The sequence below is a fragment of the Leptospira kemamanensis genome, assembly GCF_004769665.1.
Lineage (GTDB): Bacteria > Spirochaetota > Leptospiria > Leptospirales > Leptospiraceae > Leptospira_A > Leptospira_A kemamanensis.
On the sequence record NZ_RQGG01000013.1, the window covers coordinates 359640 to 380673 of the forward strand.

Genomic DNA, 21034 nt, shown 5'->3' on the forward strand with positions numbered 1-21034 from the left:
TTTATCCTCTTTAGACTTCTAACGTTTGGATCGTTCTGAGATACACTGATCTCTTATTTTTTTCACTTTTCAAAAGTGAAAGTTCTGACAGTAGATTGTTCTTTTCTTCAATCGTTAAGTCAGGTTTGGCCATTTCTTTGACAAGTTCTTCCATCCTTGCGTCATCCAACAAATCCGCATGGTAAAGAAACATCGCTTTAAATGTAGCTGGGGTTACTGATACATCGGCCGAAAAATGTTCAGCAATTAGTCCCAGGTATTCCGAAGGAATTTCTTCCCTCGAAAGTATTTCTGCAGCTGTTAGGTTCTCATTCTGCAAATACTTTGTATATAAATAGTCCCAAAAAAAGGCAGATACCTCATCACGAAACTCAAGTGATAACAAATCATCAGCAAAACTGAAAAGTTCCAAATTTTGGATGAGCATTGCGATCATTTTCCGTTCACAAATTAAAACCGGAGAGGGTTTCCCTGGTTTTTGTGGTAAACGGTCTTTCTTAGTATCGACAACCGAAGGGGTCGAAGTTACACCTGGTTTCCCACGAAAGTCCTGAAAAAGCGAAGAAAAGGAAAGTCCAAGTTGGCGTGCACCCTCTTCCAAATAGACCTGTTTGTCGGTTTCCTTCTCCATCGGTTTCAAGAATTCGAAGAGTTTTTTGACTCCAGCTTGTTTTTCTTCTGCAAGAGATGTAGGTCCCGCTCCACCGAGGATTTCTCGGATCATAAATTGGGAAGCAGGTGCAGCTCCTTCGAGTATATCCCTGATTTCTTGTTTGTTATGATGGAGAGAATAATCAAAAGGATCTTTTCCTTCTGGGATATGACACACTTTGACTACCACTCCTTCTTTGGAGAGAAGGTTTACCGCGCGAAAAGCTCCTTTGGTTCCTGCTTTATCAGAATCCATCATTAAGTACACTTTGTCCGCCATGTTTTTTAAAATCCGTACATGGCCTTCCGTAAATCCAGTTCCGAGAGGGGCGACGACAAACTCAATACCTTTGCGGAAGAGTCCAATGGCGTCAAACACACCTTCTACGATGACAGCTTCTCTTGTTTTTCGAATGCTATCTTGAGATAAGTTTAAATTATAAAATGTGCGACTTTTATCATAAATAAGAGAATTAGGACTATTGATGTATTTTGCTTCTTCCGATTCACCAAGAATCCTACCGGAAAACGCAATCACTCTTCCTCTTGTATCAATCACAGGGAACATGATCCGATTTCGGAAAAAATCATATGGATCTTTGTTTTGGTCTTGGCGTTTTAAAAGACCCAATTGTTCCCCAAGTTTGACTTCTGCTTCCGTTTTGAACAACTCTCCTCGTAAATTCCCAAATCCAGGAAGCCCATATCCAATTTTAAACACTTTTAAATCTTCCGAATACAAACCTCTGGATTCCAGATACTTTAACGCTAGTTCGCCGGCAGATGTATTTAAATTATTTTGAAAGTATTCGAGAGCTTTTTGGGAGATTTGGTAGAGTGCTTCTTTTTTTCGTTCTGATTCTTCCTCTTCCTTGGTTCGTTCTACAAGGGGAATTCCAGAATAATCAGAAAGGATTTCTAAAGATTTGAGAAAGTCTACCTTTTGGTAGTCCATCACAAATCGAAATAAATCACCAGATGCCTTACAACCAAAACAGTGGTAAAATCCACCTTCTGCATTTACATTGAATGAGGGAGTTTTTTCGTTATGAAAGGGACAAATGCCAACTAGGTTCCTACCCATACGGCGCAAAGGAACAAATCGGTTGATATAGGAGTCAATGGAGACTTCTCTGCGAACTCTTTCTTTAAAACTTTGGTAAGGATTCACAGTTTGGTAATTTTAACGGGCGCTAAGTGCTTGTTTAACGAGGGTGGATACCTTGGAGCCGTCTATATTTTGTCCTTTAAATTTTGCCATTACATTCCCCATCACTTTTCCCATATCTTGAGGTCCTACAGCACCGAGTGTCACCACTGCTTCACCGATTGCTAAATTGATTTCTTCTTCGGAAACTTCTTTTGGAATATAACGGGAGATGATCTCTGCTTCCTCAATTTCCTTACTCGACAGATCGGGACGATTCGCTTTGTCGTATTCCACAGCGGTGTCTTTTCTTCGTTTGTAATTGGTTTTGAGGATCTGCATCACTGCAGTGTCCGAAAGTTCGGACGCACCGGTTTTCGTTAATTCATATTGAATTTCTGCTTTGATCAGACGTAAGGTGCCGAGGACTGTTTCATCCTTGGCTTTTAACGCCGTTTTTAGATCGGTACTGATCGTCTCTTGCAGGGTCATAGGAAAACCGGCTTAAAGATTAAAGTTTATCTTTTTTAGCGAATAATCTTTTCTTTTTGTCTCGTTTGCGTTTTGCAGCTTCAACAGCCTTTTTCTTAATCACACTAGGTTTTTCAAAGTATTCACGGCGTTTGATTTCGCTCATAATACCAGCATTAGCACAATCTCTTTTGAATCTACGAAGCGCTGCTTCAATGGATTCCCCTTCTTTTAAATAAATCCCTACTTGTGGGGTCATAGACAAACAACTGTCCTTTTGTAAAAATGGTCTAGTTTTGACGGTATCGGAAACTGCCCTATCCTGTCAATTCCCCCTAAATTTGCTTTTAGAAATTTTCAAGAAAAATGGAAGAAAATTTGGCATCATCCGCCAACACCTCGGCATCAATCGAAAAAATCTTCAATTTATAGTCCAAAATCAGATGTTTAGACGGAAAGTAAAGGGAACCAAACCTGTTGTTGGCACCATCCAAGGTTTCCCCTGGACAAAATAAAAAGTAAGAGCGTGGATTCAGTTGAAAATTGAATTCATTGTCTCTTGTTTCTTTGTGGAGGGTGGCAGTCACTTCTCGTAAAATTTCCTGGCTTTTGATGACTCCCATCGGTTTAAAAAAAGGACTTAGGTCTTGTAAGTGGAAAAAAGCGATCACTCCCGTTTTGATTTCACCAGAAAATGCTTTTTCCATTCGTTTGCGGATGGGTTCTGTGATGGTTTCGAAATCTAAGATATTTTTTTCACGGAGAGAGATTCCCGTCGCACAGAACGTCAACACTTGGTTGGAAAGATCTTCCCAGTTTCTCGTAGCTAACTCCATTCCTTTTTCGAGTAAAACCAAAACAAAAACAGGAACTTCTCCCTCTGGCAAACGCACAAGAAAAAGTTCTAATTCCTTCCCTCTTTCGGAAAACGTCAAAATGGATTTGGGATCGAGATAAGAAACATTGCGAATCCAAATTCCAATGGAATCAGCGACTTTCGAACGAATGTTTTCTTCGTTTTCGGTTTGGCCAAATTCGAAGACAAGTTCATTCCCCAAGTAAACCCAACCCAAATGAGCTCCCACACTGGCAAAACTAAGGCCCAAACGACGGGAATGGTAGTCTGTCATTTGGATGGAAGGAGAAGGACTTAAATGCATAGGTTCTGTCATGGAGTTTCTCTGTTACAGTATCGGAAACCAAGGTCTCATTCAAAAGGAGAAAGGATTTGCTCCCTACCCACAACCACAAAAATGGAGTAAAAATCACGTCGGGGAAACTGTGAACGCAACACCGAAACAAAAAAAACTCATCTCTCTCTCACAATTCATCCTAGAAGAGCAACTCAAAATCCCACATGCTTCCGGAGAATTCACTGCCCTTCTCAGCCATTTGGTCTATGCCGCAAAAATTGTAGGTCGAGAAGTTCGAAAAGCTGGACTCCTCGATGATATCTTAGGAGCGACTGAGGACACCAATGTCCAAGGGGAAACCCAGATGAAACTCGACCAATACGCAGACAATGCCTTCAACCAATCCTTGAAAATCTGCGGTCACCTTTGTGTGCTTGCCAGTGAAGAACACGAAGCCATCATCCCAATCCCTGGTGGATACAATATTGGAAAGTATACCATGGCAATCGACCCACTCGATGGTTCTTCCAACATTGATACCAATGTCTCCATCGGAACGATATTTTCCATCCACCAACGCCTAGAACCAAATTCCAAAGAACCAGGAACAGAAAGAGACCTATTACAAAAAGGCCATTTGCAACGCTGTGCGGGATACATCATTTATGGATCCTCCACGATGCTTGTCCTTTCTACGGGAACTGGTGTCTCTGGATTTACCCTCGACCCAAGTGTGGGTGAATTTTTACTCTCCCACCCCAATATGAAAATGCCAGAGTCAGGGGATATCTATTCGGCTAATGAAGGAAACGCATCCTACTGGTCTCCTGAAGTACAGTCGTATCTACAAAAAATCAAATCCATCGAAGGCGGAAGAAAACCAAAAACAGCTCGTTACATTGGTTCCCTTGTCGCAGACTTCCACCGAAACCTTTTGAAAGGGGGAATTTTCCTCTATCCGAACGATACCAAATCAAGCAAATACCCAAATGGAAAACTTCGTTTGTTGTATGAAGCAGCTCCCATGGCGTTCATTGCAGAACAAGCTGGTGGTATGGCGGTAACTGTCAAAGGAGAACGCATTTTGGATCTCACTCCGAAAGAACTTCATGAAAGAACAACGCTCATTATTGGTAGCAAAAAGGAAGTAGAAGAATTCCTTACATTTGTTCCGAAATAAAGTTTCACTAATTTTCGGTTGCACCTCAGAAATTTCTTTCAATAGAAACTGAGTTCGTATAGTTTTGGCAGAATTAAAAGATTTTTTAGGAGAAAACTTTCGATGAACAAAAAACTACTCGTTTTAATTCTCGGTGTTACTATGGTTTCTGGACTTGCATTCTGCAAAAAAGAAGAACCAGTTGTAGAAGAAAAAATGGAAACTGTTGAAGATGCAGCGAAAAAAGTAACTACAGAAGTAGAGAAAAAAGTAGATGCAGCGGTTAAAACTGCTGAAACAGAAGTTAAGAAAGCAGCGACTGGCGCGATCAAAGACGCAACGAAAGACATTAAAAAACCAGCTGGTTTCTAATTCTTTCCCAATCTTTTTTGAAAAGAAAAAACCAACCGATCTTCGGTTGGTTTTTTTTTGCCCTAGGACTCGGTGTATTTGATTTTCGCGTGTAGTTCTTCTTCTAAAGCACATTTCGGATACGTTCCGACTTCCAGTGCCGTACCAATATGTCCAAATGGATCTTGTGGGGTAATGATCCGTAAGTCCCATCCATTCACAATCCAAGGGCATTCATAATTTCTATCCTTACAAAGAATTTGGGATGATTTCGGTTTGGGATAGGCCCATGCAGATGTTTGAAACTTACATTTGTTTTCAATTTCCGCAATGATTCGAATGCGTTTGATGGCATGATCAAATTCTTTAAAGCGACTGGTCATAGGATCCGCTAAATCCTTTCGAAAGAGTCCCTTCTCTGCATTATAAGTAAACATCACAAGTAGTTTTTCTGACACATGTTCTTTGTCATTAGTTGCCTTAAGATTCTCCATGATGTAACGGGCAATCTTCAATGCATCTAACGTGACTTCTGCGGTGTTGTCAACATATTCTCCTGCTTCTTCTTCATCATCACTCGCATCGTCTTCCATCCCACTCCCAGCAAGTAGGTCTTGGTTTAATTGGTGTTTTCGTAAGTCTTCGAGATTCACATTGGCAGGATTTACACCAGGAATTTCAAAATTAGAATTTCCATGGTTATTAATGGCACTGATGACTTCTTCTGGTAAATTGAGTTTTCGTGCGATTTCAATGCTCAAACTGACAGCAGAAGTCAGGGAAGAACCAAAAAAACTTTGTCTGTATAATCCTTCTTTTGAGACTGCTATGTCTGCACATAATCCGGCAAGAAAACTATAACGATTCACCATTTTGAATCCATATTGTTTTTGGATGACGGCACCCAAACTGAGCAGTCCAAAGTCTGCTAAGTGGTTAAAAAATTCTTTGTGAGAAAGTAAAATACGAAAAAAAGATAAGGCAACTGTTTTCGAATAAAACGAGTTTTGGATGATGCCTTTTAGACTTGCCATCCTTTCTGCATTTTGTTCATAAAGATGAAAAATAAATTCATTGGAACGATCATCAATTCGACTTAAGATGGCTTTCGACAAAACCAACCTTAACATCTTTAATAAGTCTTTTGACATAGCAAGTTTAAAGGATGGAATGTAGTTTCCTTCTAAACCTTCTAACTTCTTTAAAATGTTTTCTTTGATGGCTACTTTTTCTTTGATGAGAATGTTTCCATTTTTATCGACAACCGGTTCACTCAAAGAAACAGAACCTAACAGATCATAATCCACAGCAAAATTTCTAAATTCATTGAATTCGAGGAATTCGATACCAGCACTCGTAATTTTCATAAAGGTCCTAGGGAAACTGTCTTTTATGTTCTTTTAAGAGCAAGATTTTTGCTTTCTTTCTCTGTCTAAATAGTGTAGTTTTTTAGTGGTTTTGGAGGTTCTATTTGGTTTCTTCTATCCCCAAAGACTCACACTCTGTGAGCGAATTGAAAGAGTTCTACAGACAAATGGTTCTAATACGTAAGTTTGAAGAAGCTGCTGCGAAGGCGTATAGTGTCGGAAAAATTGGTGGTTTTCTACATTTGTACATAGGCCAGGAAGCTGTGGGAGTTGGTTCCATAGCCGCCCTCACACCACATGACTACATCGTTTCCACTTACCGCGACCATGGTCATGCACTCGCTCGTGGTTTACATCCCAATCCCCTCATGGCGGAACTCTTCGGAAAAGCCACAGGAATCTCCAAAGGAAATGGTGGTTCAATGCATTTTTTTGATCGTAATGCACATTTTATGGGAGGCCACGGAATTGTGGGTGGGCATATTTCCCTCGCCGCAGGGATTGCCTTTGCTTCCAAATACAAAAAAGAAGACTCCGTCACCATTTGTTTTTTTGGAGAAGGTGCTGCCAATATTGGATCCTTTCATGAAGGACTGAACCTAGCCGCCATTTGGAAACTTCCCGTTGTCTTTATCTGTGAGAACAACCATTATGCGATGGGAACACCAGAATACCGAGCCCTCGCTGTCAAAGATGTATCAGTGAGAGCCTATGCTTATGATATGGCGAGAGATCATATCGAAGGAGACGAAGTTCGTAAAGTCAGAGACCACGTCAAAGTTGCTGTGGACAGAGCTCGCCGAGGGGAAGGTCCCACTCTCATCGAAGTTTCTACTTACCGTTTCCGTGGACACTCCATGTCAGATCCGGCGAAGTATCGGACCAAAGAAGAATTGGATGCATATAAAAAGAAAGATCCACTCATGCGAGCAAGACACGAACTCGAGTTAGGTGGAATGAAGTCAGTGGAGTTGGACAAACTCGAATCAGAGATCCAAACCCAAATTGACGAAGCCTATACATTTGCTGAATCCTCCCCTGAACCACCTCTTTCCCAACTCCACAAGTATGTGTATGCGGAGGACAAATAAATGGCGATTTTAACGTATAGAGAAGCACTCAACCGCGCCATGGTGGAAGAAATGGAAAAAGACCCACTCATCTACCTCATGGGTGAAGAAGTAGGACATTACCAAGGTGCCTATAAAGTTTCCCAAGGAATGCTCGATAAGTTTGGGGAGGAACGAGTGATCGATACCCCCATTTCGGAAAATGGTTTTGCTGGAATTGGTGTGGGTTCGGCCATGGTAGGCCTTAGACCCATCATTGAATTTATGACTTGGAATTTTTCATTAGTTGCCATTGATCAAATCATCAACTCAGCCGCGAAGATGAATTATATGAGTGGTGGTCAGTTTCCGATGCCCATTGTATTTCGTGGTGCAGGTGGAGCAGGAGGAAGGCTCGGGGCACAACACTCACAAGCCTTTGAATCCTGGTATGCCCACTGCCCTGGCCTCAAAGTGGTTTGTCCGGCGACTCCTAAAGATGCCTATGGCCTTTTAAAATCATCCATCCGAGACAATAACCCAACCATCTTTATCGAATCAGAAGTATTATATGGTTCCAAAGGAGAAGTCCCCGACGAGGAATATTCCATTCCCCTGGGACTCGGAGAAATCAAACGGAAGGGCACCGATATAACTCTCGTTACCTGGTCAAGGGCACTGAGTTTTGCAGAAGAAGCCGCGGCCATTTTAGAAAAAGAAGGAATCTCAGTGGAAATCGTGGATCTTCGCAGTTTACGTCCGTTAGATGAGAATCTAATTTATGATTCCGTGAAAAAAACAAACCGAGCAATCGTTGTGGAAGAAGGATGGCCTGTCGCTGGGTTTGGAGCACAAATCTCTCACCTCATCCAAAAGAATGTTTTTTCTTACCTAGACCATCCCGTGGAACGCGTCACTCAAATGGATGTTCCTATGTCTTACGCTGCAAACCTAGAACGTATGAGTTTGCCAAATGCCAACCGAGTGGCAAATACCATCCGAGAGATGTTACGGTAAGGAGACTAAGATGGCAAAAATACAAGAAATGACCCAGTTATCCCCTACCATGGAAGAGGGAACGATTGTCAAATGGCTAAAAAAAGAAGGGGATTCTGTAAGTCCTGGCGATATCCTCGCCGAAGTCGAAACGGACAAAGCCGTCATGGAGATGGAAGCGTACGATTCAGGTGTAATTTTAAAAATCATCCAAGGGGAAGGCACCAAACTAAAAGTAGGTGAAGCACTTGCCGTCATTGGAAAACCGGGAGAAGACATCACTTCCCTACTTTCTAACCTTCCCAAAAAACAAGGCTCCTCTGGCGGAGAAGAAAAACCGACTTCCTCCTCACCTACCCAAGCACAAACCAAGGAAACTACCAAAGAAATACCCACATCGAGTGTGAGCTCTCTTGGAGATGATGGTTCCAATGTAACCAAACAAACGGTCAATGTTGCGGAGACAAAAAAACCAGCTGTTACTAATGCGCCAACATCCCTTTCGAAAGACACAACGAATATTACACCAAACGTTCCCCGAGGGACGCTCCGTGTCCTTGCTTCTCCTCTTGCCAAATCCATTGCCATCGAACATGGAATCGATTTACACAAAGTGATTGGTACGGGCCCCGAAGGAAGGATCACGAAAAAGGATGTACTCGATACTCTGACCAAAGGTCCTTTGACAACATCTCTTGGTTTCGAAACACAAGTGAATGATGAAGTGGTGAGTTTGAATGGGATGCGTAAAACCATTGCCAAACGACTGACGGAATCGAAACAAAACCTCCCTCATTTTTATTTGAATGTGGATGTGAATGCAAGAGCTCTTGAGACCTTTCGCAAAGAAATCAACGAGTTCCAAACCACACAAAATCCAGAATCACCGGCCAAGGTAAGTTTAAATGACATCATTGTCAAAGCAACTGCTGCGGCACTTCGGCTCCATCCGAAAGTGAATGCCAGTTTCCAAGGGGATTCCATTTTACAATTTGGACGAGTGGATGTTGGCATTGCTGTCTCTATCGACGGAGGACTTTTAACGCCCGTCATTCGAGATGCGAACAGAAAGTCCATCCTTCAAATCTCCAGTGAAGTGAAAGAACTCGCAAAAAAAGCAAGAGACAGAAAACTAAAACCTGAAGAGTTCACCAATGGAACCTTTACGATCTCCAATTTGGGAATGTATGGGATCAGTCGGTTTACAGCCATCATCAATGAACCAGAAGGAGCAATCCTTGCCGTAGGTTCTGTGGAAGACAAACCCGTTGTGGAAAACGGAAACGTAGTGGCGGGAAGGGTTCTTTCTCTCACACTCTCCTGCGATCATCGGGTGATCGATGGAGCGGTGGGAGCAGAGTTTTTAAAGACATTAAGGAGCTTTTTGGAAAAACCAAACCTTCTCCTTGCAGTCGGTTAAACAAGTTTGGCCTTAAGCAGCAAAAAAATCTGCACTTTGGATATCGGCAATGGGAATGCGAACTACTCCGGTTGCCAAATTCCCGATGACGACATCGTCCATCATTTGGCGGTTTTTATCGAGTTCGATGCTCTTTCCATCTTTGAGGTGTAAAACGATGTCGATTCCTCGGTAGTGAATGTAACGTTCTAATGTGTTTTTGAATTTGTGAGCTTTATCCATCTGGTTTTTCGTTCCTTTCTCTTTGTAACTTACAAAGGGTATCGTACGAAGTGAATGAGACCTTTAGAAAATTTTGTCTCATTAGATAAGTTTTTTTTGACATCCATGGGAAACTCGGAGAATTATGTCACATGAAGTCTGAGAACCCAACCTCCGCCACTCCTGGCGTACGAAAAGCTGCCCTCCTCCTCCTTTCTCTTGGCAAAGAAAGAGCCGCCGAGGTTCTAAGACACCTGGATGATGCCATGCTCGAAGCAGTGATTTTGGAAATGTCCAAAATCAGATCAGTTTCCAAAGAAGAAAAAGAAAACATACTAAAAGAATTCCATCATACCATTGAAGATCTGACAGAATCCACATCTGGTGGACTCTCGACTGCGAAATCCCTTCTCGAACATACTGTCGGATCTGAAAAAGCGAATGTGATTTTAAAAAAGATCCACAAAGAAGAAACAAAGAACGATTTTGAATTTTTAAACCAAGTAGCACCCAGTGTATTACAGAATATGTTAAACACAGAGTCACCACAAATCATTGCTGTGACCCTATCTCATTTGGATCCGAAAAAGGCTGCCGATGTTTTGAAACTTTTCCCTAAACCAGAACAGGCAAAAATTGCCGTTCGACTTGCCACAACTTCTAAAACTCACCCTGATGTGATCCAAAACATCGCCAGGATCTTAAAGAAACGCTACGAAGAACGAGACAAACAAGAATACTCGGAAGCTGGTGGAGCTCATGTCCTGGCGAACATCCTCAACTTTATGGAAAAAGGGGCAGAAGAAACCATTTTGTCCGAATTAGAAGAGTCTTCTCCGGAAGTGGCAGACCAAGTCAGAGAAAAATTATACACATTTGAAGACATCCTTTCCCTCGATAACAAGGAGATGCGAATTCTCATCAATCGATTGGCAGATGATACTTCTATCTCTCTTGCGATCCGAGGTGCAGGTGATGAAATTCGAAAAAAATTCTTAAACAATATGAGCCAAAACCGTGCGGAAGACATTTTGGATCATTTAGACATGAAACCACGAGTCACCTTACGAGAGATAAACGAAGCAAGAAGTAAAATTGTCCAGGTAGCAAGAGTGCTCGAAGAGGAAAATCAAATCCTATTCAAAAAGGAAAAAGAAGAATACATTGAATGAAACTGGATTCGTTGAGAAGGGAAAATCCCGATGGCGGAGTTGACGGGGCTCGAACCCGCGACATCCTGCGTGACAGGCAGGCACTCTAACCAACTGAGCTACAACTCCATCGGAATAAAAACCAGGCTATAGATTCGACTCCAAACGTCAACATTGTTTTCATTTGTTTTCTTGCCTTCGGTTAGAATTTTTAAATTCTGGCATTGGTTCTATGCAAATCGAAGAAAAAAAAGCCAAAGACCTTTTCCAGGATCGGATCTTCACTCTATCCAATTTTTTATCTATATTTCGTGTATTGTTATTACCCTTTTTCTTCTATAGCACTTATGATTATGCCAATGATCCTTCCAATTTAAAAGCCTTCTTTGCCTCAATTGGTTATGCACTTGCAGCGGTCTTCAGTGATTATTTGGATGGGCTCTTTGCAAGACTCCTGAACCAAGAAACCACTCTGGGTCGTTACTTAGATCCTGTTTGTGATAAACTGGTTACTTTAGGTGGACTCTTTGTTGTCACCATTCATTTTGATTTTCCCAATTGGATTTTAATCGTTTATTTCATTCGAGAGATTTTAGGTGTATGGCTTGGTGGGTTTTTATACTTAAAACGCGGGTTACAAGGTAGACCCAATTGGTGGGGAAAATTTGGTGTGGGAATTGTGGCAGTCTCAGTGATTTGGTATATGTCTTTACCTTATTTTCATCAGTTTGGAGCACCTTATTCTTTTCTTTTGCACCCTGTACTCTCCGCTTACGTTTTACTTTTTGTACTCACTGCGGGTGTCATAGCGTATGTAGTGCGTTATTGGAACATTGTCTTCCATCCGGAAGCAATTGAACTGGATCCAGAAAACAAAAAACAAGCAAAGAAATACCAAAAGATTTAAGGGAATGATTTCATCGATGTAAGAGAGAATGGTAGGTGAGATAAGGGATAATAGGTCCAAAGGTAAAACACGATATGTGTGTCCGTTGGGAACTACTACCCCATTCGAATTTAACGTCTTTTTTTCTTAGCCGCTCTTTTTTTACCGGCTTTTTTCTTTGCCGTTTTCTTTTTTGCGGGTCTCTTTTTAGAAACTACTTTCTTTGTTTTTTTCTTTGCAGGTTTCTTTTTAGCTGCTTTTTTCTTTTTGGCAGCCTTTTTCTTCTTAGGAGCTGCTTTTTTAGCTCTTTTTTTCTTAGCCGCTTTCTTTTTCGCTGCTTTCTTCTTTTTAGGTGCTGCTTTTTTAGCAACAACTGTTACTTCAGGAGCAGGTTCTTCCATTACGACTGGCATTTCTATTGTTTCGTTTTCTTCCATACATGTAACCTTATGAAGATTGGTTCTATCTTCCGTCTGGAAACGATAACAATGGTTGTATTCCAAAAAGTAAATTCATTTTTATTTTCTAAAGATGATCTATACCAATTTCTTTCCCAAACATACAAGAATGATTGTATGAAGGAGTATCATTGAACATGTTACATTCTTTTTAAGATCAAAAGGATTCTAAAAAACTAAGAAAAACAAATGAATCACCATGTTTCCAATTACATTCATCCCGTTCACTTCGAATGATTGAGTTCATAAGATAAATTTCAGAACGATTCAACTCCACTCGATTCTTTCCACCTTTTCCATTTTCAGTTTCATTGAACTTCCTAAACATTCTGTTTGGTCATACAAACGGTTTTCTACGTTTACGAAATCGTTCTTTCCTCAATAGAAGATTCATAACAAATATTTCCATACTGCTCTTGGATGATTTGGATGAAAATGAGATCCCTCATGCAAAAGGATGTGGCAACCATCCAGATTGGGATATATCCTTCTTTCGAGTCAGGTCCTATCACGGTAAGCGGTAAATTCTTTGCACAAGCACCTCCCATCAGAGGATAGATGCAACAAGTGACTGATTGCCTAGACTCGTTCCTATTAAAAATTTTAGTCGACACTTGTCGATTATTTTCGCAAAATGGAAACTAGGACATAATGATGGGAACAAACAATACAAATCTCCAAACCATCCAAAAAGAGATGATATCCGCCTGTATCCAGTTAGCCGATCTTGGTTTTTTAGCAGGAATTGGTGGAAATCTTGCTGTCCGGTTGGATGAAAACCATATGGTCGTGACACCTTCGGCAAGTGATTATTATACCATGAAACCAGAAGACCTTTGTGTCTTACGGATTGATACCTTGGAGATGGTGAAAGGGACAAAACAACCTACAACAGAAAGTGGAATCCATGCTAGTTTTTTTCAAAAAAGACCCGATCTCAAAGTGAGTTTGCACACACACCAACCTCTTGGAAGTGCCATTACTCTTCTTGGCAAAGACATTCCCTTACAATCCAAAGAAGCAATGCTTAGCATAGGAACGAAACTCGTGTTGGTTTCCTATGCTCCTTCAGGAACATCTTTTCTCGTACGTGCGTTTCGTAAAAAAATCACAGAGAATCAAAATGGTTATCTGTTAAAAAATCATGGGATCGTCTGTGGTGCCAATGACCTAACTTCGGCCATTCGATCTGTGACACACATTGAGAAGGAAGCAAAAGAGTATCTTCGGTTTTCCATTCAAAGTAACCAAGAATTCAAAAACGTTCCGATTCCCTTACAAAAACAAATCCAATCTGTTTTTGTTTCTTAGAATGGACACTGATTAGGTAACCCAATGATTGCAAAGGTCAAAAAACAAAAACCGAAACAAATAAAAAAATCACCTGATGAAAGGGAATTATACGATTTATGGAATCGTTTAGAAGCAAAAGGATTATTCCAAAATCAAAGGGTCAGCCTTTCGTTTCGAATTCCTGGGGAAGGAAAAATGATCCTCATGGCAAAAGATTCTGGTAAAAAAGGAACTCTTTTTGTCTCTACGTTTTCTCTGGAACATCCAAACACAATGTTTGGTGGGAAAACATCTTTCCCTTTCCTTCCAAACCTCATACGTTTCCATGCACAACTATTGACTCTCCGAAAGGATGTGGGAGCGATAGTCCGGTTCTGTCCCCCGTGGAGTTCACAACTTCATCGTTTGGACCACCCTCTACCTCTTGTGTTTGATGAACAGTGTCGCCAATTAGGAGCTCCCGTGGAAAACCTTCCACTCGACATTCATGGGAATTTGATCCCAAGTCCCATCCTACTCTCTGGTGCCAATGGGTTTACCTTAGGAGAAGAAGTGATCATCACAAGTGTCACAAGAGAAAAAGCCATTTATAATTCGGAATTGATTGAAAAATGTGCCAAAGCCTATCTTTTAGCAATTGCCACAGGTGGAATGGTGCGTAAGATCCCTTGGTTTGTGCGGTTTATCGCCAAACAAAGATTACTAAAGGATGAAAAAAAAGCTACGGAATTCTACCAAAGAGGAGAAAGGCCTACTGGATTTAAGGCTTACTGATCTTAGAAACCAATTTTGTTTTTAAGGATGAATCCTAATTTGATTTCATGCTGATTTAGATACTTCGATTTCTTCTGGCCACTCAGCTTTGATTTCAAGAATTTTTGGAATTACAGTTAAAAATTCTTTCACTAGTTTCGGATCAAAATGAGTTCCTGCTTCTTTTTGTAAATAACTTAGAGCATCTTCTACTTCCCAAGCTTTTTTATAGGGTCGTACTGTTGTTAGAGCATCAAACACATCGGCAATTGCAATGATTCTGCCTTCCAAAGGAATGATTTCTCCGACAAGACCTTTGGGATAACCTGAACCATCAAATTTTTCATGATGAGTGAGGGCTATGGACTTTGCGAGTCTTAATAAACTAGAGTGATGGTCTCCAATGATTTCGGCACCAATTTCTGGATGGCGTTTCATGATAAGCCATTCCTCTTCTGTGAGTTTCCCTGGTTTTTGTATGATGGAATCAGGAATTCCAATTTTCCCAACATCATGCATGGGAGCTGCGTTTAAAATTTCTTCTGCCCCTTCTTCACTGTATCCAATTGCCCGAGCTAAGGTTTTGGAATAATGACTCATCCGAATCACATGCATTCCCGTTTCATTGTCTTTGTATTCCGATGCCATTCCCAAACGTTGAATGATTTGTAACCGAGTGATTTTGACTTCCTCTCCATCCACAAGCGACAAATGTGTTTTGACTCGCGCTTTCACGATAGAAGGACTTACTGGTTTTGTGATATAGTCCACCGCTCCTAAAGAAAATCCTTTTTCTTCATCACCAACATCGGTTAACGCTGTTACAAAGATCACTGGGATAAACTTGGTGATTTCGTTTGCTTTCAATTTTTGGCAGAGATCATAACCGGTAGTTTCTGGCATCATGACATCTAATAAAATTAAATTTGGCCTTTCGTTTTCTGCCAGTTCCCAACCTTTTTTAGCATCTTTTGCAAAATACAACGTATAATCATTTTTTAAAATTTCATTTAATATTTGTAAGTTGGTTGGTTCATCATCGATGATCAAAATTTTTGCTTTTTCGTAGGAATTCACTTTTTTTCCTCTCCCAATTGTAGTTTTAGGTTTTCTAAAATCTGAATCGCACCTTCAAAATCAAATTGTTCCACAGCTTTTTGCAATTGAACCTGGACCTGTTTGTATCCACTTGTATCCATCCAAGTATCCAATTCCTTCCAAACTTCTGGATTCAGGTTTCCCTTTTGGAAAGACTGGATTAAACCTTCCAATTGCAATCGAATGGTTGCCCAATCCAAAGCGGAAACCGGTTTGGCTTGGTTTGCCATTGAATCCGCGCCCCAATCGTTTCTCAAAGATGGATCCAAAACTTTTGATCTTTCTTCCTTTCCGCTCTCTAACCAATGGAATACTTGTTGTAGAAGAGATGTTACCGTCTCCTCCATCACTGCCCAATCGGATTTTGTGAGGGACAAAATCCCTTCCTTTTTTTCCCAATGAGTCAGTAGAGAAACCAAAGGATGGATCCCTAAATTGGCGGATGCACCCTTCCATTTATGAAGGAGTTGTTTGTTTGTTTCTAAGTCAGGTTCCTTAGGATTCCTTTCTGAAAACCAAAGCGCTTGGCTTTCCAGAAAGTCTCTCACAGCTGTCAGATAAAGTGTTTCCGAGCCATAAATCGCAATCCCGCGTTTCCAATCGAGAGTGGACAATTCTTCCTTGGAACTCAGTCCGGATTTTGAAATTCTTTTATCACCAACTTCCAATCTCACGTTTGGACTTTCATTAGCCTGGGGAGAAATATTCGGAACTTGAAACCATTTCGCAATTTCTAAGAATAATTCTTCTACATCAATGGGTTTGGAAACAAAGCCATCCATTCCCGCTTCTTTTGCTTGTATTTTGTCTTCTTCAAAAACACTGGCAGACAATGCAAGGATGGGAATTCGTTTCCCTTCTCCCTTCGTTTGCATCAAACGAATTTGTTTGGTTGCTTCTAATCCATCCATCTCGGGCATTTGGATATCCATTAAAACCAAATCAAAATCTTGTTCACGAAAACGATCTAGCGCCTCACGTCCATTATGTGCAACAACCACATCATGCCCGTCTGCTTCCATAAGAATTTGAATGAGTTCCACGTTTTGTTTGACATCATCCACAATGAGGACTTTCATTTTTGGCAAAGGGATTATTTTTAAACCGGCAATTTCGGTGGTCGCGTTCCCAGAAAGAAGAGGCAAAGTAAAATAAAAATCACTTCCCTCTCCCACTCGACTTTCCACCCAAATCCGTCCTCCCATAAGTTCTACCAATTGTTTGGAAATGGTCGTGCCAAGGCCAGTTCCTCCAAATTTTCGACTCATCGAAACGTCTGCTTGTGTAAAGGGTTCAAATATTTTATCCAATCGGTCTTCTGAAATTCCAATTCCTGTATCATGGATATGAAAGAGCACCATACCACCGCTAGGTTTTACAGATAACCTAATTTTACCTTCTTTGGTAAATTTAATCGCATTGCCCACAAGATTGGTTAAAATTTGACGGATTCTTAAACTATCCCCTTTATAATAATCTCCTAAATCATCCGCATATTCGGTATGGAAGGAAAGACCTTTCCTCTTGGCTTCCATTCCCAGTGTAGAAGAAACTTGGTCAACAAGGGATATCAAAGAAAAATCAACGATCTCCAATTCCACCGCACCACGATCAAGTTTTGCTGAATTTAATATATCATTTAAAAGTCGTAACAAGGATTTGGCGGAATTGCGAATGGTTTCTAAATGTTTTCGTTGGGATTGAGGGAGAGAATCCGCAAGTAACACTTCGGTAAAACCTATGATGGCATTCATAGGTGTACGGATTTCATGGCTCATATTGGCAAGAAACGTAGATTTTGTAAAAGAAGCCATTTCTGCTTTTTCTTTCGATTCAATCAAAGCTTCTTCGATCCTACGACGATCGGTGTTATCTAAGATGACTCCATCTAAATACTTAACTTCTTTGTTCTCATCATAAACAATTCCTCCGTATTCCAAAACCCAACGAATGTCTCCATTTTTGTGTTGGATCCGATAGTTTAAAACAAAGGTATCCGCAGTATCAATTGCATTTTGAATGGTATTGGCAACATGTTCACGGTCTTCGGGATAAATGATGTCAGAAAAATTACGAATCCGATTGGGCTCTAAAAAGTCTTTCGCTGGGTAACCAGATAATTGGTAAATCGCATCACTTAAAAAAATAGAAGACCAATATTCGTCAATCTCACAGCGATAAACAACTCCCGGAATATTTTGGATAAAAGACTTTAGTTGTTCTTCATTATCTCTTAAGGCATGTTCGATCATGATTCGATCAGAGATATCACTGATTAGTCCTACAAAAATATCGTCTTGTGGAAGTTTGGTGTGACCTATGGCAAGTCGAATGGGAAACGTAGTCCCATCTTTTCTGAGAGCAATTGTTTCTCTACCAATTCCTATGATTTTTGCCTGCCCTGTAGTCAGGTAATTATTTAAATAACCATCATGTTCCTCTCGAAACGGACTTGGCATAAGAATGTTTACATTTTGTCCGATGATTTCTTCAGCGCTCCATCCAAACATTTTCTCAGCAGTATGATTGAATTCCTGAACAATACCCTTGGTATCAATCATCACGATGGCGTCGGCAGCGGTTCCAATAATCGCGCGAAGTCTTGATTCACTCTTTAATAGGTTTTGGAATAAATCTTTATAACTGATAAAAGCGGTGGTAACGATAGCAGAGCCAATGACAAATAAACTACCAAAACCAACAAGAAAGGCTAAGAACACTTGGTCAGTAGATGAGTTGTCAAGCTCTGTACCAAGTGGAACCACAAAACGTGCAGCTGCCATACCAGTATAATGCATCCCAGAGATTGCAGATCCCATCACAATGCCACTGACACAGGAAAGATACAAGGGACGAATTTTCCATGTATTATTCTTCAATCGAAATTGGATAAACAGAGAAAGAATTGCAAGTGATATCGCAACCACAAGAGATACCAAAAACAAAATGGGATCATACAATAATTTTGGTTTCATCTGCATCGCAGACATTCCCATGTAATGCATAAAACCAATGCCCGCACCCACTAATACCCCAACAGAAATTAATTCCCAACGGGATATTTGTTTTTTGCTCAGTGTTTTTAAAGCAAAGTAAGAAGCAAAAAAACTAGGAAGAATGGATAATGTTGTGATAAGTTTGTCATAAGTAACAGTTGTACACAAATCAAAAGACATCATTCCAATGAAATGCATCGACCAAACTGCTCCCCCAAGGGATAAACTAGCGGTAAACACAATGGCAAACTGAGAAAGTTGATTCCCTACTTCCGAAAACCGGTGTAAGAGGTAGAGGGATATCCAAGAAGCAAGGATTGAGATGAATATGGATAGGACAACCAACCACGTGTTATAGGTTCCTTTCAGAAAATATATGTCAGTTGGGGAGAGGATAAAAAATTTCTGCAACAAATCCATAGATGATCAAATCAGAGGTTTAGAAAAAACGAATGTATTCTGTCCCCATTCTTTGACAATGGAATCTGATGAAAAGGAAGTAATTACAAAGAATGGAAAATGAATTGGTATGTATCCGTACTTTTCCTAATCAATAAAAAGGAAATAAAAAGAATGCAAAAAAGGTAATGAGATTCGCTATAAAAAATGCTGTTTATCATAGGTTTAAGTCTTTTACGCAACGAAACCCATTATTATTAAAAGGTGAATCTTTTTGAATCTTGCCACGATAAGATAGTCCGTGGCCTTTGCAGGTTTTTTCAGAACACCACCAGGATCCACCTCAAGCAACATATCCCCTCTCAGCTTCAGTGGGTAACCTCATTTGGTAAAATTCACAGTATGCTTTTGCATCTAGATACGAAACACAAACAATAGGATCATCGTCCCGATTCGGAATGTTTGATTGTTTTCCAAACGGATACAAAAAATTGGCCCCCATCTTTTTTTCCCATTCCCAATCTTTCATTCTTTCCAAAGAGAGCATACAATTTCCATTCTTTCACATTCCTTCACATCACGTTCCTATATTTTTGTAATGCGTTCTATCTCTTTGGCTGTCAATAATTCAGGAGCGTTTCGACTAGTGAATCTGAGAAAAACCCAACCTTTCAATCAATTCTTTTCGCAGTCTCTCCATTTCTTTTTGGAAACTTGAATTCGATTGGGATCTAATTTGGAATGGTCCCAAAAGTATACCGATAGGTTCACTTATCGGCTAACATTGAATTAAAATGATTTGCCAAGTACCTTAAAAGTACAACATTTACTAAAATGGATTCTAGTTTAAAAAGTAAAAATGCCATCGTTACAGGTGGTGCGCTCGGTATTGGAAAGGAAACATGTATTTTACTCGCGAAACGAGGAGCCAATGTCCTGGTTTCTGATATCAAAGTGGAAGAAGGAACACTTGTCGTAGAAAAAATTCAATCATTTGGTGGAAATGCAACTTTCCTCAAATGTGATGTCACCAAGGAAGATGAAATTATAGAACTCACCCATCATTTTGTCAACCAAAACAAACGCCTAGACATCATGATCAATAATGCAGGCATTGCAAACAAACCGACTTTTATGCATAAAGTGACAACAGAGGTTTGGAACCAACTCTTACTTTTAGATTTAACAAGTGTCTTTTGGTGTCAGAAGTATGCAACTAAACTAATGTTAGCCGACAAAAAAGGGGGTTCCATTGTCAATGTTGCGTCCATCGCAGGGCTTGGTGCCTCCCCTTCGCTTGGGCCCTATTGCGTGGCCAAAGCTGGTGTGATCGAACTCACTACAACGGCCGCATTGGAAGTAGCAAAAGCAGGGGTTCGGATCAATGCAGTTTGTCCTGGTTGGACAGAAACTGCCATCCTGGATGTCGCAGGAGAACGAGGAAGAGTCGCTATGGAAAAAAACATTCCAATGGGACGACTTGGCAAACCGAGTGAAGTCGCAAATCTCATCGCTTTTTTAGCATCAGAGGAATCCAGTTTTATCACGGGATCTGTGTATAGAATTGATGGTGGGACTAGAAGTTAGTTCCTTGAAAGGGATACGGCGGGCTTGGTCTGACGGATGTCAGACGGGAGCGTTAGCGCACCCCGAAGGAGCCCGGTCCCCGAAGGAAATCAATCCCTACTTTTTTTAAAACGGTAGGGATAGGAACAGATCAAAAATTCTTCGGGGATTCAAACCCCCTAATCTCCTCATTCTAATCCGCACAAATCCCCTAATTCCCATTCAGAACTTAACACCTGTGCCCCAAAATTAGGCTCTTCCAACGAGTCACCTTCTAGAAGCCATTCCCATAGAACCATAAACTCTAGAAAAGTCTCTCCAAAGCTAGGACACACAGTAGAATCTAAGCCTAGAACCAAAAAAGGAACAAAGAAATTAACCGCAAAGGGGAAACATTCACCCATTCCCTCAAAAACTACAAACGAAGGAGCCTACATTCCCCAACCTACTTCCTCAGAGATACATTTAGAAGGGATAAACAATCAACAC

The 21034-nt window shown here is 40.6% G+C and carries 20 protein-coding genes and 1 tRNA gene; 10 read left to right on the plus strand and 11 right to left on the minus strand.

The genetic code is table 11. The features are described from left to right. Window positions 1–10: 10 nt before the first annotated feature. The 4 genes from dnaG to EHQ59_RS06370 all read right to left on the minus strand — a co-directional run bounded on the left by dnaG (window position 11) and on the right by EHQ59_RS06370 (window position 3441). Window positions 11–1822, minus strand: coding sequence for a DNA primase (gene dnaG, locus EHQ59_RS06355; RefSeq protein ID WP_135618436.1), 1812 nt, complete (start codon window positions 1820–1822; stop codon window positions 11–13). A gap of 12 nt (window positions 1823–1834) precedes the next feature. Further along, window positions 1835–2290, minus strand: a complete 456-nt coding sequence (locus EHQ59_RS06360) for a GatB/YqeY domain-containing protein (protein ID WP_135618437.1) — start codon at window positions 2288–2290, stop codon at window positions 1835–1837. Window positions 2291–2309: 19 nt separating this feature from the next. Continuing rightward, on the minus strand, window positions 2310–2528 hold the full coding sequence (rpsU, locus tag EHQ59_RS06365) for a 30S ribosomal protein S21 (protein WP_012388550.1): 219 nt from the start codon (window positions 2526–2528) through the stop codon (window positions 2310–2312). Between the two features lie 88 nt (window positions 2529–2616). Beyond that, window positions 2617–3441 carry a hypothetical protein gene (locus EHQ59_RS06370; RefSeq protein ID WP_167481384.1) on the minus strand — a complete coding sequence of 275 codons (825 nt, stop codon included), beginning with the start codon at window positions 3439–3441 and terminating at the stop codon, window positions 2617–2619. 109 nt (window positions 3442–3550) lie between these two features. Here EHQ59_RS06370 and fbp point away from each other — a divergent pair, with 109 nt between their 5' ends. Together fbp and EHQ59_RS06380 are read left to right on the plus strand one after the other, a co-directional pair. Further along, entirely contained in the window at window positions 3551–4582 is a 1032-nt protein-coding gene (fbp, locus tag EHQ59_RS06375) for a class 1 fructose-bisphosphatase (RefSeq protein WP_135618496.1), read from the plus strand. Window positions 4583–4684: 102 nt separating this feature from the next. After that, a complete protein-coding gene (locus EHQ59_RS06380) occupies window positions 4685–4933 on the plus strand; it encodes a hypothetical protein (protein ID WP_135618438.1) in 249 nt (82 codons plus the stop codon). A gap of 62 nt (window positions 4934–4995) precedes the next feature. Here EHQ59_RS06380 and EHQ59_RS06385 read toward each other — a convergent pair whose 3' ends face one another. Further along, window positions 4996–6279 (minus strand): hypothetical protein, encoded by a 1284-nt coding sequence (locus tag EHQ59_RS06385; RefSeq protein WP_135618440.1) that lies wholly within the window; start codon window positions 6277–6279, stop codon window positions 4996–4998. A 167-nt stretch (window positions 6280–6446) separates the two neighbouring features. On the opposite strand from EHQ59_RS06385, the gene pdhA reads away from it, so the two are divergent. From pdhA to EHQ59_RS06400, 3 genes are read left to right on the plus strand one after another with little or no spacing between them, the layout of a single operon-like run. Further along, on the plus strand, window positions 6447–7370 hold the full coding sequence (gene pdhA / locus EHQ59_RS06390) for a pyruvate dehydrogenase (acetyl-transferring) E1 component subunit alpha (RefSeq protein ID WP_244245418.1): 924 nt from the start codon (window positions 6447–6449) through the stop codon (window positions 7368–7370). Beyond that, window positions 7371–8345 carry a pyruvate dehydrogenase complex E1 component subunit beta gene (locus tag EHQ59_RS06395; RefSeq protein ID WP_135618443.1) on the plus strand — a complete coding sequence of 325 codons (975 nt, stop codon included), beginning with the start codon at window positions 7371–7373 and terminating at the stop codon, window positions 8343–8345. It begins immediately after the preceding gene. A 10-nt stretch (window positions 8346–8355) separates the two neighbouring features. Beyond that, window positions 8356–9744 carry a pyruvate dehydrogenase complex dihydrolipoamide acetyltransferase gene (locus tag EHQ59_RS06400; RefSeq protein ID WP_135618445.1) on the plus strand — a complete coding sequence of 463 codons (1389 nt, stop codon included), beginning with the start codon at window positions 8356–8358 and terminating at the stop codon, window positions 9742–9744. 12 nt (window positions 9745–9756) lie between these two features. Here EHQ59_RS06400 and EHQ59_RS06405 read toward each other — a convergent pair whose 3' ends face one another. Further along, window positions 9757–9966 carry a hypothetical protein gene (locus tag EHQ59_RS06405; RefSeq protein ID WP_015675889.1) on the minus strand — a complete coding sequence of 70 codons (210 nt, stop codon included), beginning with the start codon at window positions 9964–9966 and terminating at the stop codon, window positions 9757–9759. Between the two features lie 131 nt (window positions 9967–10097). Between EHQ59_RS06405 and fliG the strand changes: the two genes are divergently transcribed. After that, a complete protein-coding gene (gene fliG / locus EHQ59_RS06410; protein WP_135618447.1) occupies window positions 10098–11117 on the plus strand; it encodes a flagellar motor switch protein FliG in 1020 nt (339 codons plus the stop codon). A 31-nt stretch (window positions 11118–11148) separates the two neighbouring features. Here the strand turns inward: fliG and EHQ59_RS06415 are convergent. Beyond that, window positions 11149–11225, minus strand: a tRNA-Asp gene (locus EHQ59_RS06415). A 103-nt stretch (window positions 11226–11328) separates the two neighbouring features. On the opposite strand from EHQ59_RS06415, the gene EHQ59_RS06420 reads away from it, so the two are divergent. Next, entirely contained in the window at window positions 11329–12003 is a 675-nt protein-coding gene (locus EHQ59_RS06420; protein ID WP_135618449.1) for a CDP-alcohol phosphatidyltransferase family protein, read from the plus strand. A gap of 110 nt (window positions 12004–12113) precedes the next feature. On the opposite strand, the gene EHQ59_RS06425 is transcribed toward EHQ59_RS06420, so the two are convergent. Continuing rightward, a complete protein-coding gene (locus EHQ59_RS06425) occupies window positions 12114–12419 on the minus strand; it encodes a hypothetical protein (protein ID WP_135618451.1) in 306 nt (101 codons plus the stop codon). A 675-nt stretch (window positions 12420–13094) separates the two neighbouring features. Between EHQ59_RS06425 and EHQ59_RS06430 the strand changes: the two genes are divergently transcribed. Continuing rightward, window positions 13095–13751: a class II aldolase/adducin family protein gene (locus EHQ59_RS06430; protein WP_135618453.1), complete on the plus strand. Its 657-nt coding sequence runs from the start codon at window positions 13095–13097 to the stop codon at window positions 13749–13751. 24 nt (window positions 13752–13775) lie between these two features. Then, a complete protein-coding gene (locus EHQ59_RS06435) occupies window positions 13776–14507 on the plus strand; it encodes a class II aldolase/adducin head domain-containing protein (protein WP_135618455.1) in 732 nt (243 codons plus the stop codon). Between the two features lie 45 nt (window positions 14508–14552). Here EHQ59_RS06435 and EHQ59_RS06440 read toward each other — a convergent pair whose 3' ends face one another. The 3 genes from EHQ59_RS06440 to EHQ59_RS06450 form a co-directional block, all read right to left on the minus strand. Next, entirely contained in the window at window positions 14553–15563 is a 1011-nt protein-coding gene (locus tag EHQ59_RS06440; protein ID WP_135618457.1) for an HD domain-containing phosphohydrolase, read from the minus strand. Next, window positions 15560–19000 carry a PAS domain S-box protein gene (locus EHQ59_RS06445; protein WP_135618459.1) on the minus strand — a complete coding sequence of 1147 codons (3441 nt, stop codon included), beginning with the start codon at window positions 18998–19000 and terminating at the stop codon, window positions 15560–15562. Before EHQ59_RS06445 ends, EHQ59_RS06440 begins: the two co-directional genes overlap by 4 nt. Window positions 19001–19322: 322 nt before the next feature. Continuing rightward, window positions 19323–19526, minus strand: a complete 204-nt coding sequence (locus EHQ59_RS06450) for an SUMF1/EgtB/PvdO family nonheme iron enzyme (protein ID WP_135618461.1) — start codon at window positions 19524–19526, stop codon at window positions 19323–19325. Between the two features lie 287 nt (window positions 19527–19813). Between EHQ59_RS06450 and EHQ59_RS06455 the strand changes: the two genes are divergently transcribed. Further along, entirely contained in the window at window positions 19814–20566 is a 753-nt protein-coding gene (locus EHQ59_RS06455; protein WP_135618463.1) for an SDR family NAD(P)-dependent oxidoreductase, read from the plus strand. Window positions 20567–21034 lie beyond the last annotated feature (468 nt).

Excerpts from the sequence above, each read along its gene's own strand:
- EHQ59_RS06360 (WP_135618437.1), bottom strand. The coding sequence starts at position 2,290 with ATGACCCTGCAAGAGACGATCAGTACCGATCTAAAAACGGCGTTAAAA.
- rpsU (WP_012388550.1), bottom strand. The coding sequence starts at position 2,528 with ATGACCCCACAAGTAGGGATTTATTTAAAAGAAGGGGAATCCATTGAA.
- EHQ59_RS06370 (WP_167481384.1), bottom strand. The coding sequence starts at position 3,441 with ATGACAGAACCTATGCATTTAAGTCCTTCTCCTTCCATCCAAATGACA.
- EHQ59_RS06380 (WP_135618438.1), top strand. The coding sequence starts at position 4,685 with ATGAACAAAAAACTACTCGTTTTAATTCTCGGTGTTACTATGGTTTCT.
- EHQ59_RS06385 (WP_135618440.1), bottom strand. The coding sequence starts at position 6,279 with ATGAAAATTACGAGTGCTGGTATCGAATTCCTCGAATTCAATGAATTT.
- pdhA (WP_244245418.1), top strand. The coding sequence starts at position 6,447 with ATGGTTCTAATACGTAAGTTTGAAGAAGCTGCTGCGAAGGCGTATAGT.
- EHQ59_RS06395 (WP_135618443.1), top strand. The coding sequence starts at position 7,371 with ATGGCGATTTTAACGTATAGAGAAGCACTCAACCGCGCCATGGTGGAA.
- EHQ59_RS06400 (WP_135618445.1), top strand. The coding sequence starts at position 8,356 with ATGGCAAAAATACAAGAAATGACCCAGTTATCCCCTACCATGGAAGAG.
- EHQ59_RS06405 (WP_015675889.1), bottom strand. The coding sequence starts at position 9,966 with ATGGATAAAGCTCACAAATTCAAAAACACATTAGAACGTTACATTCAC.
- fliG (WP_135618447.1), top strand. The coding sequence starts at position 10,098 with ATGAAGTCTGAGAACCCAACCTCCGCCACTCCTGGCGTACGAAAAGCT.
- EHQ59_RS06420 (WP_135618449.1), top strand. The coding sequence starts at position 11,329 with ATGCAAATCGAAGAAAAAAAAGCCAAAGACCTTTTCCAGGATCGGATC.
- EHQ59_RS06425 (WP_135618451.1), bottom strand. The coding sequence starts at position 12,419 with ATGGAAGAAAACGAAACAATAGAAATGCCAGTCGTAATGGAAGAACCT.
- EHQ59_RS06430 (WP_135618453.1), top strand. The coding sequence starts at position 13,095 with ATGGGAACAAACAATACAAATCTCCAAACCATCCAAAAAGAGATGATA.
- EHQ59_RS06435 (WP_135618455.1), top strand. The coding sequence starts at position 13,776 with ATGATTGCAAAGGTCAAAAAACAAAAACCGAAACAAATAAAAAAATCA.
- EHQ59_RS06445 (WP_135618459.1), bottom strand. The coding sequence starts at position 19,000 with ATGGATTTGTTGCAGAAATTTTTTATCCTCTCCCCAACTGACATATAT.
- EHQ59_RS06450 (WP_135618461.1), bottom strand. The coding sequence starts at position 19,526 with ATGCTCTCTTTGGAAAGAATGAAAGATTGGGAATGGGAAAAAAAGATG.
- EHQ59_RS06455 (WP_135618463.1), top strand. The coding sequence starts at position 19,814 with ATGGATTCTAGTTTAAAAAGTAAAAATGCCATCGTTACAGGTGGTGCG.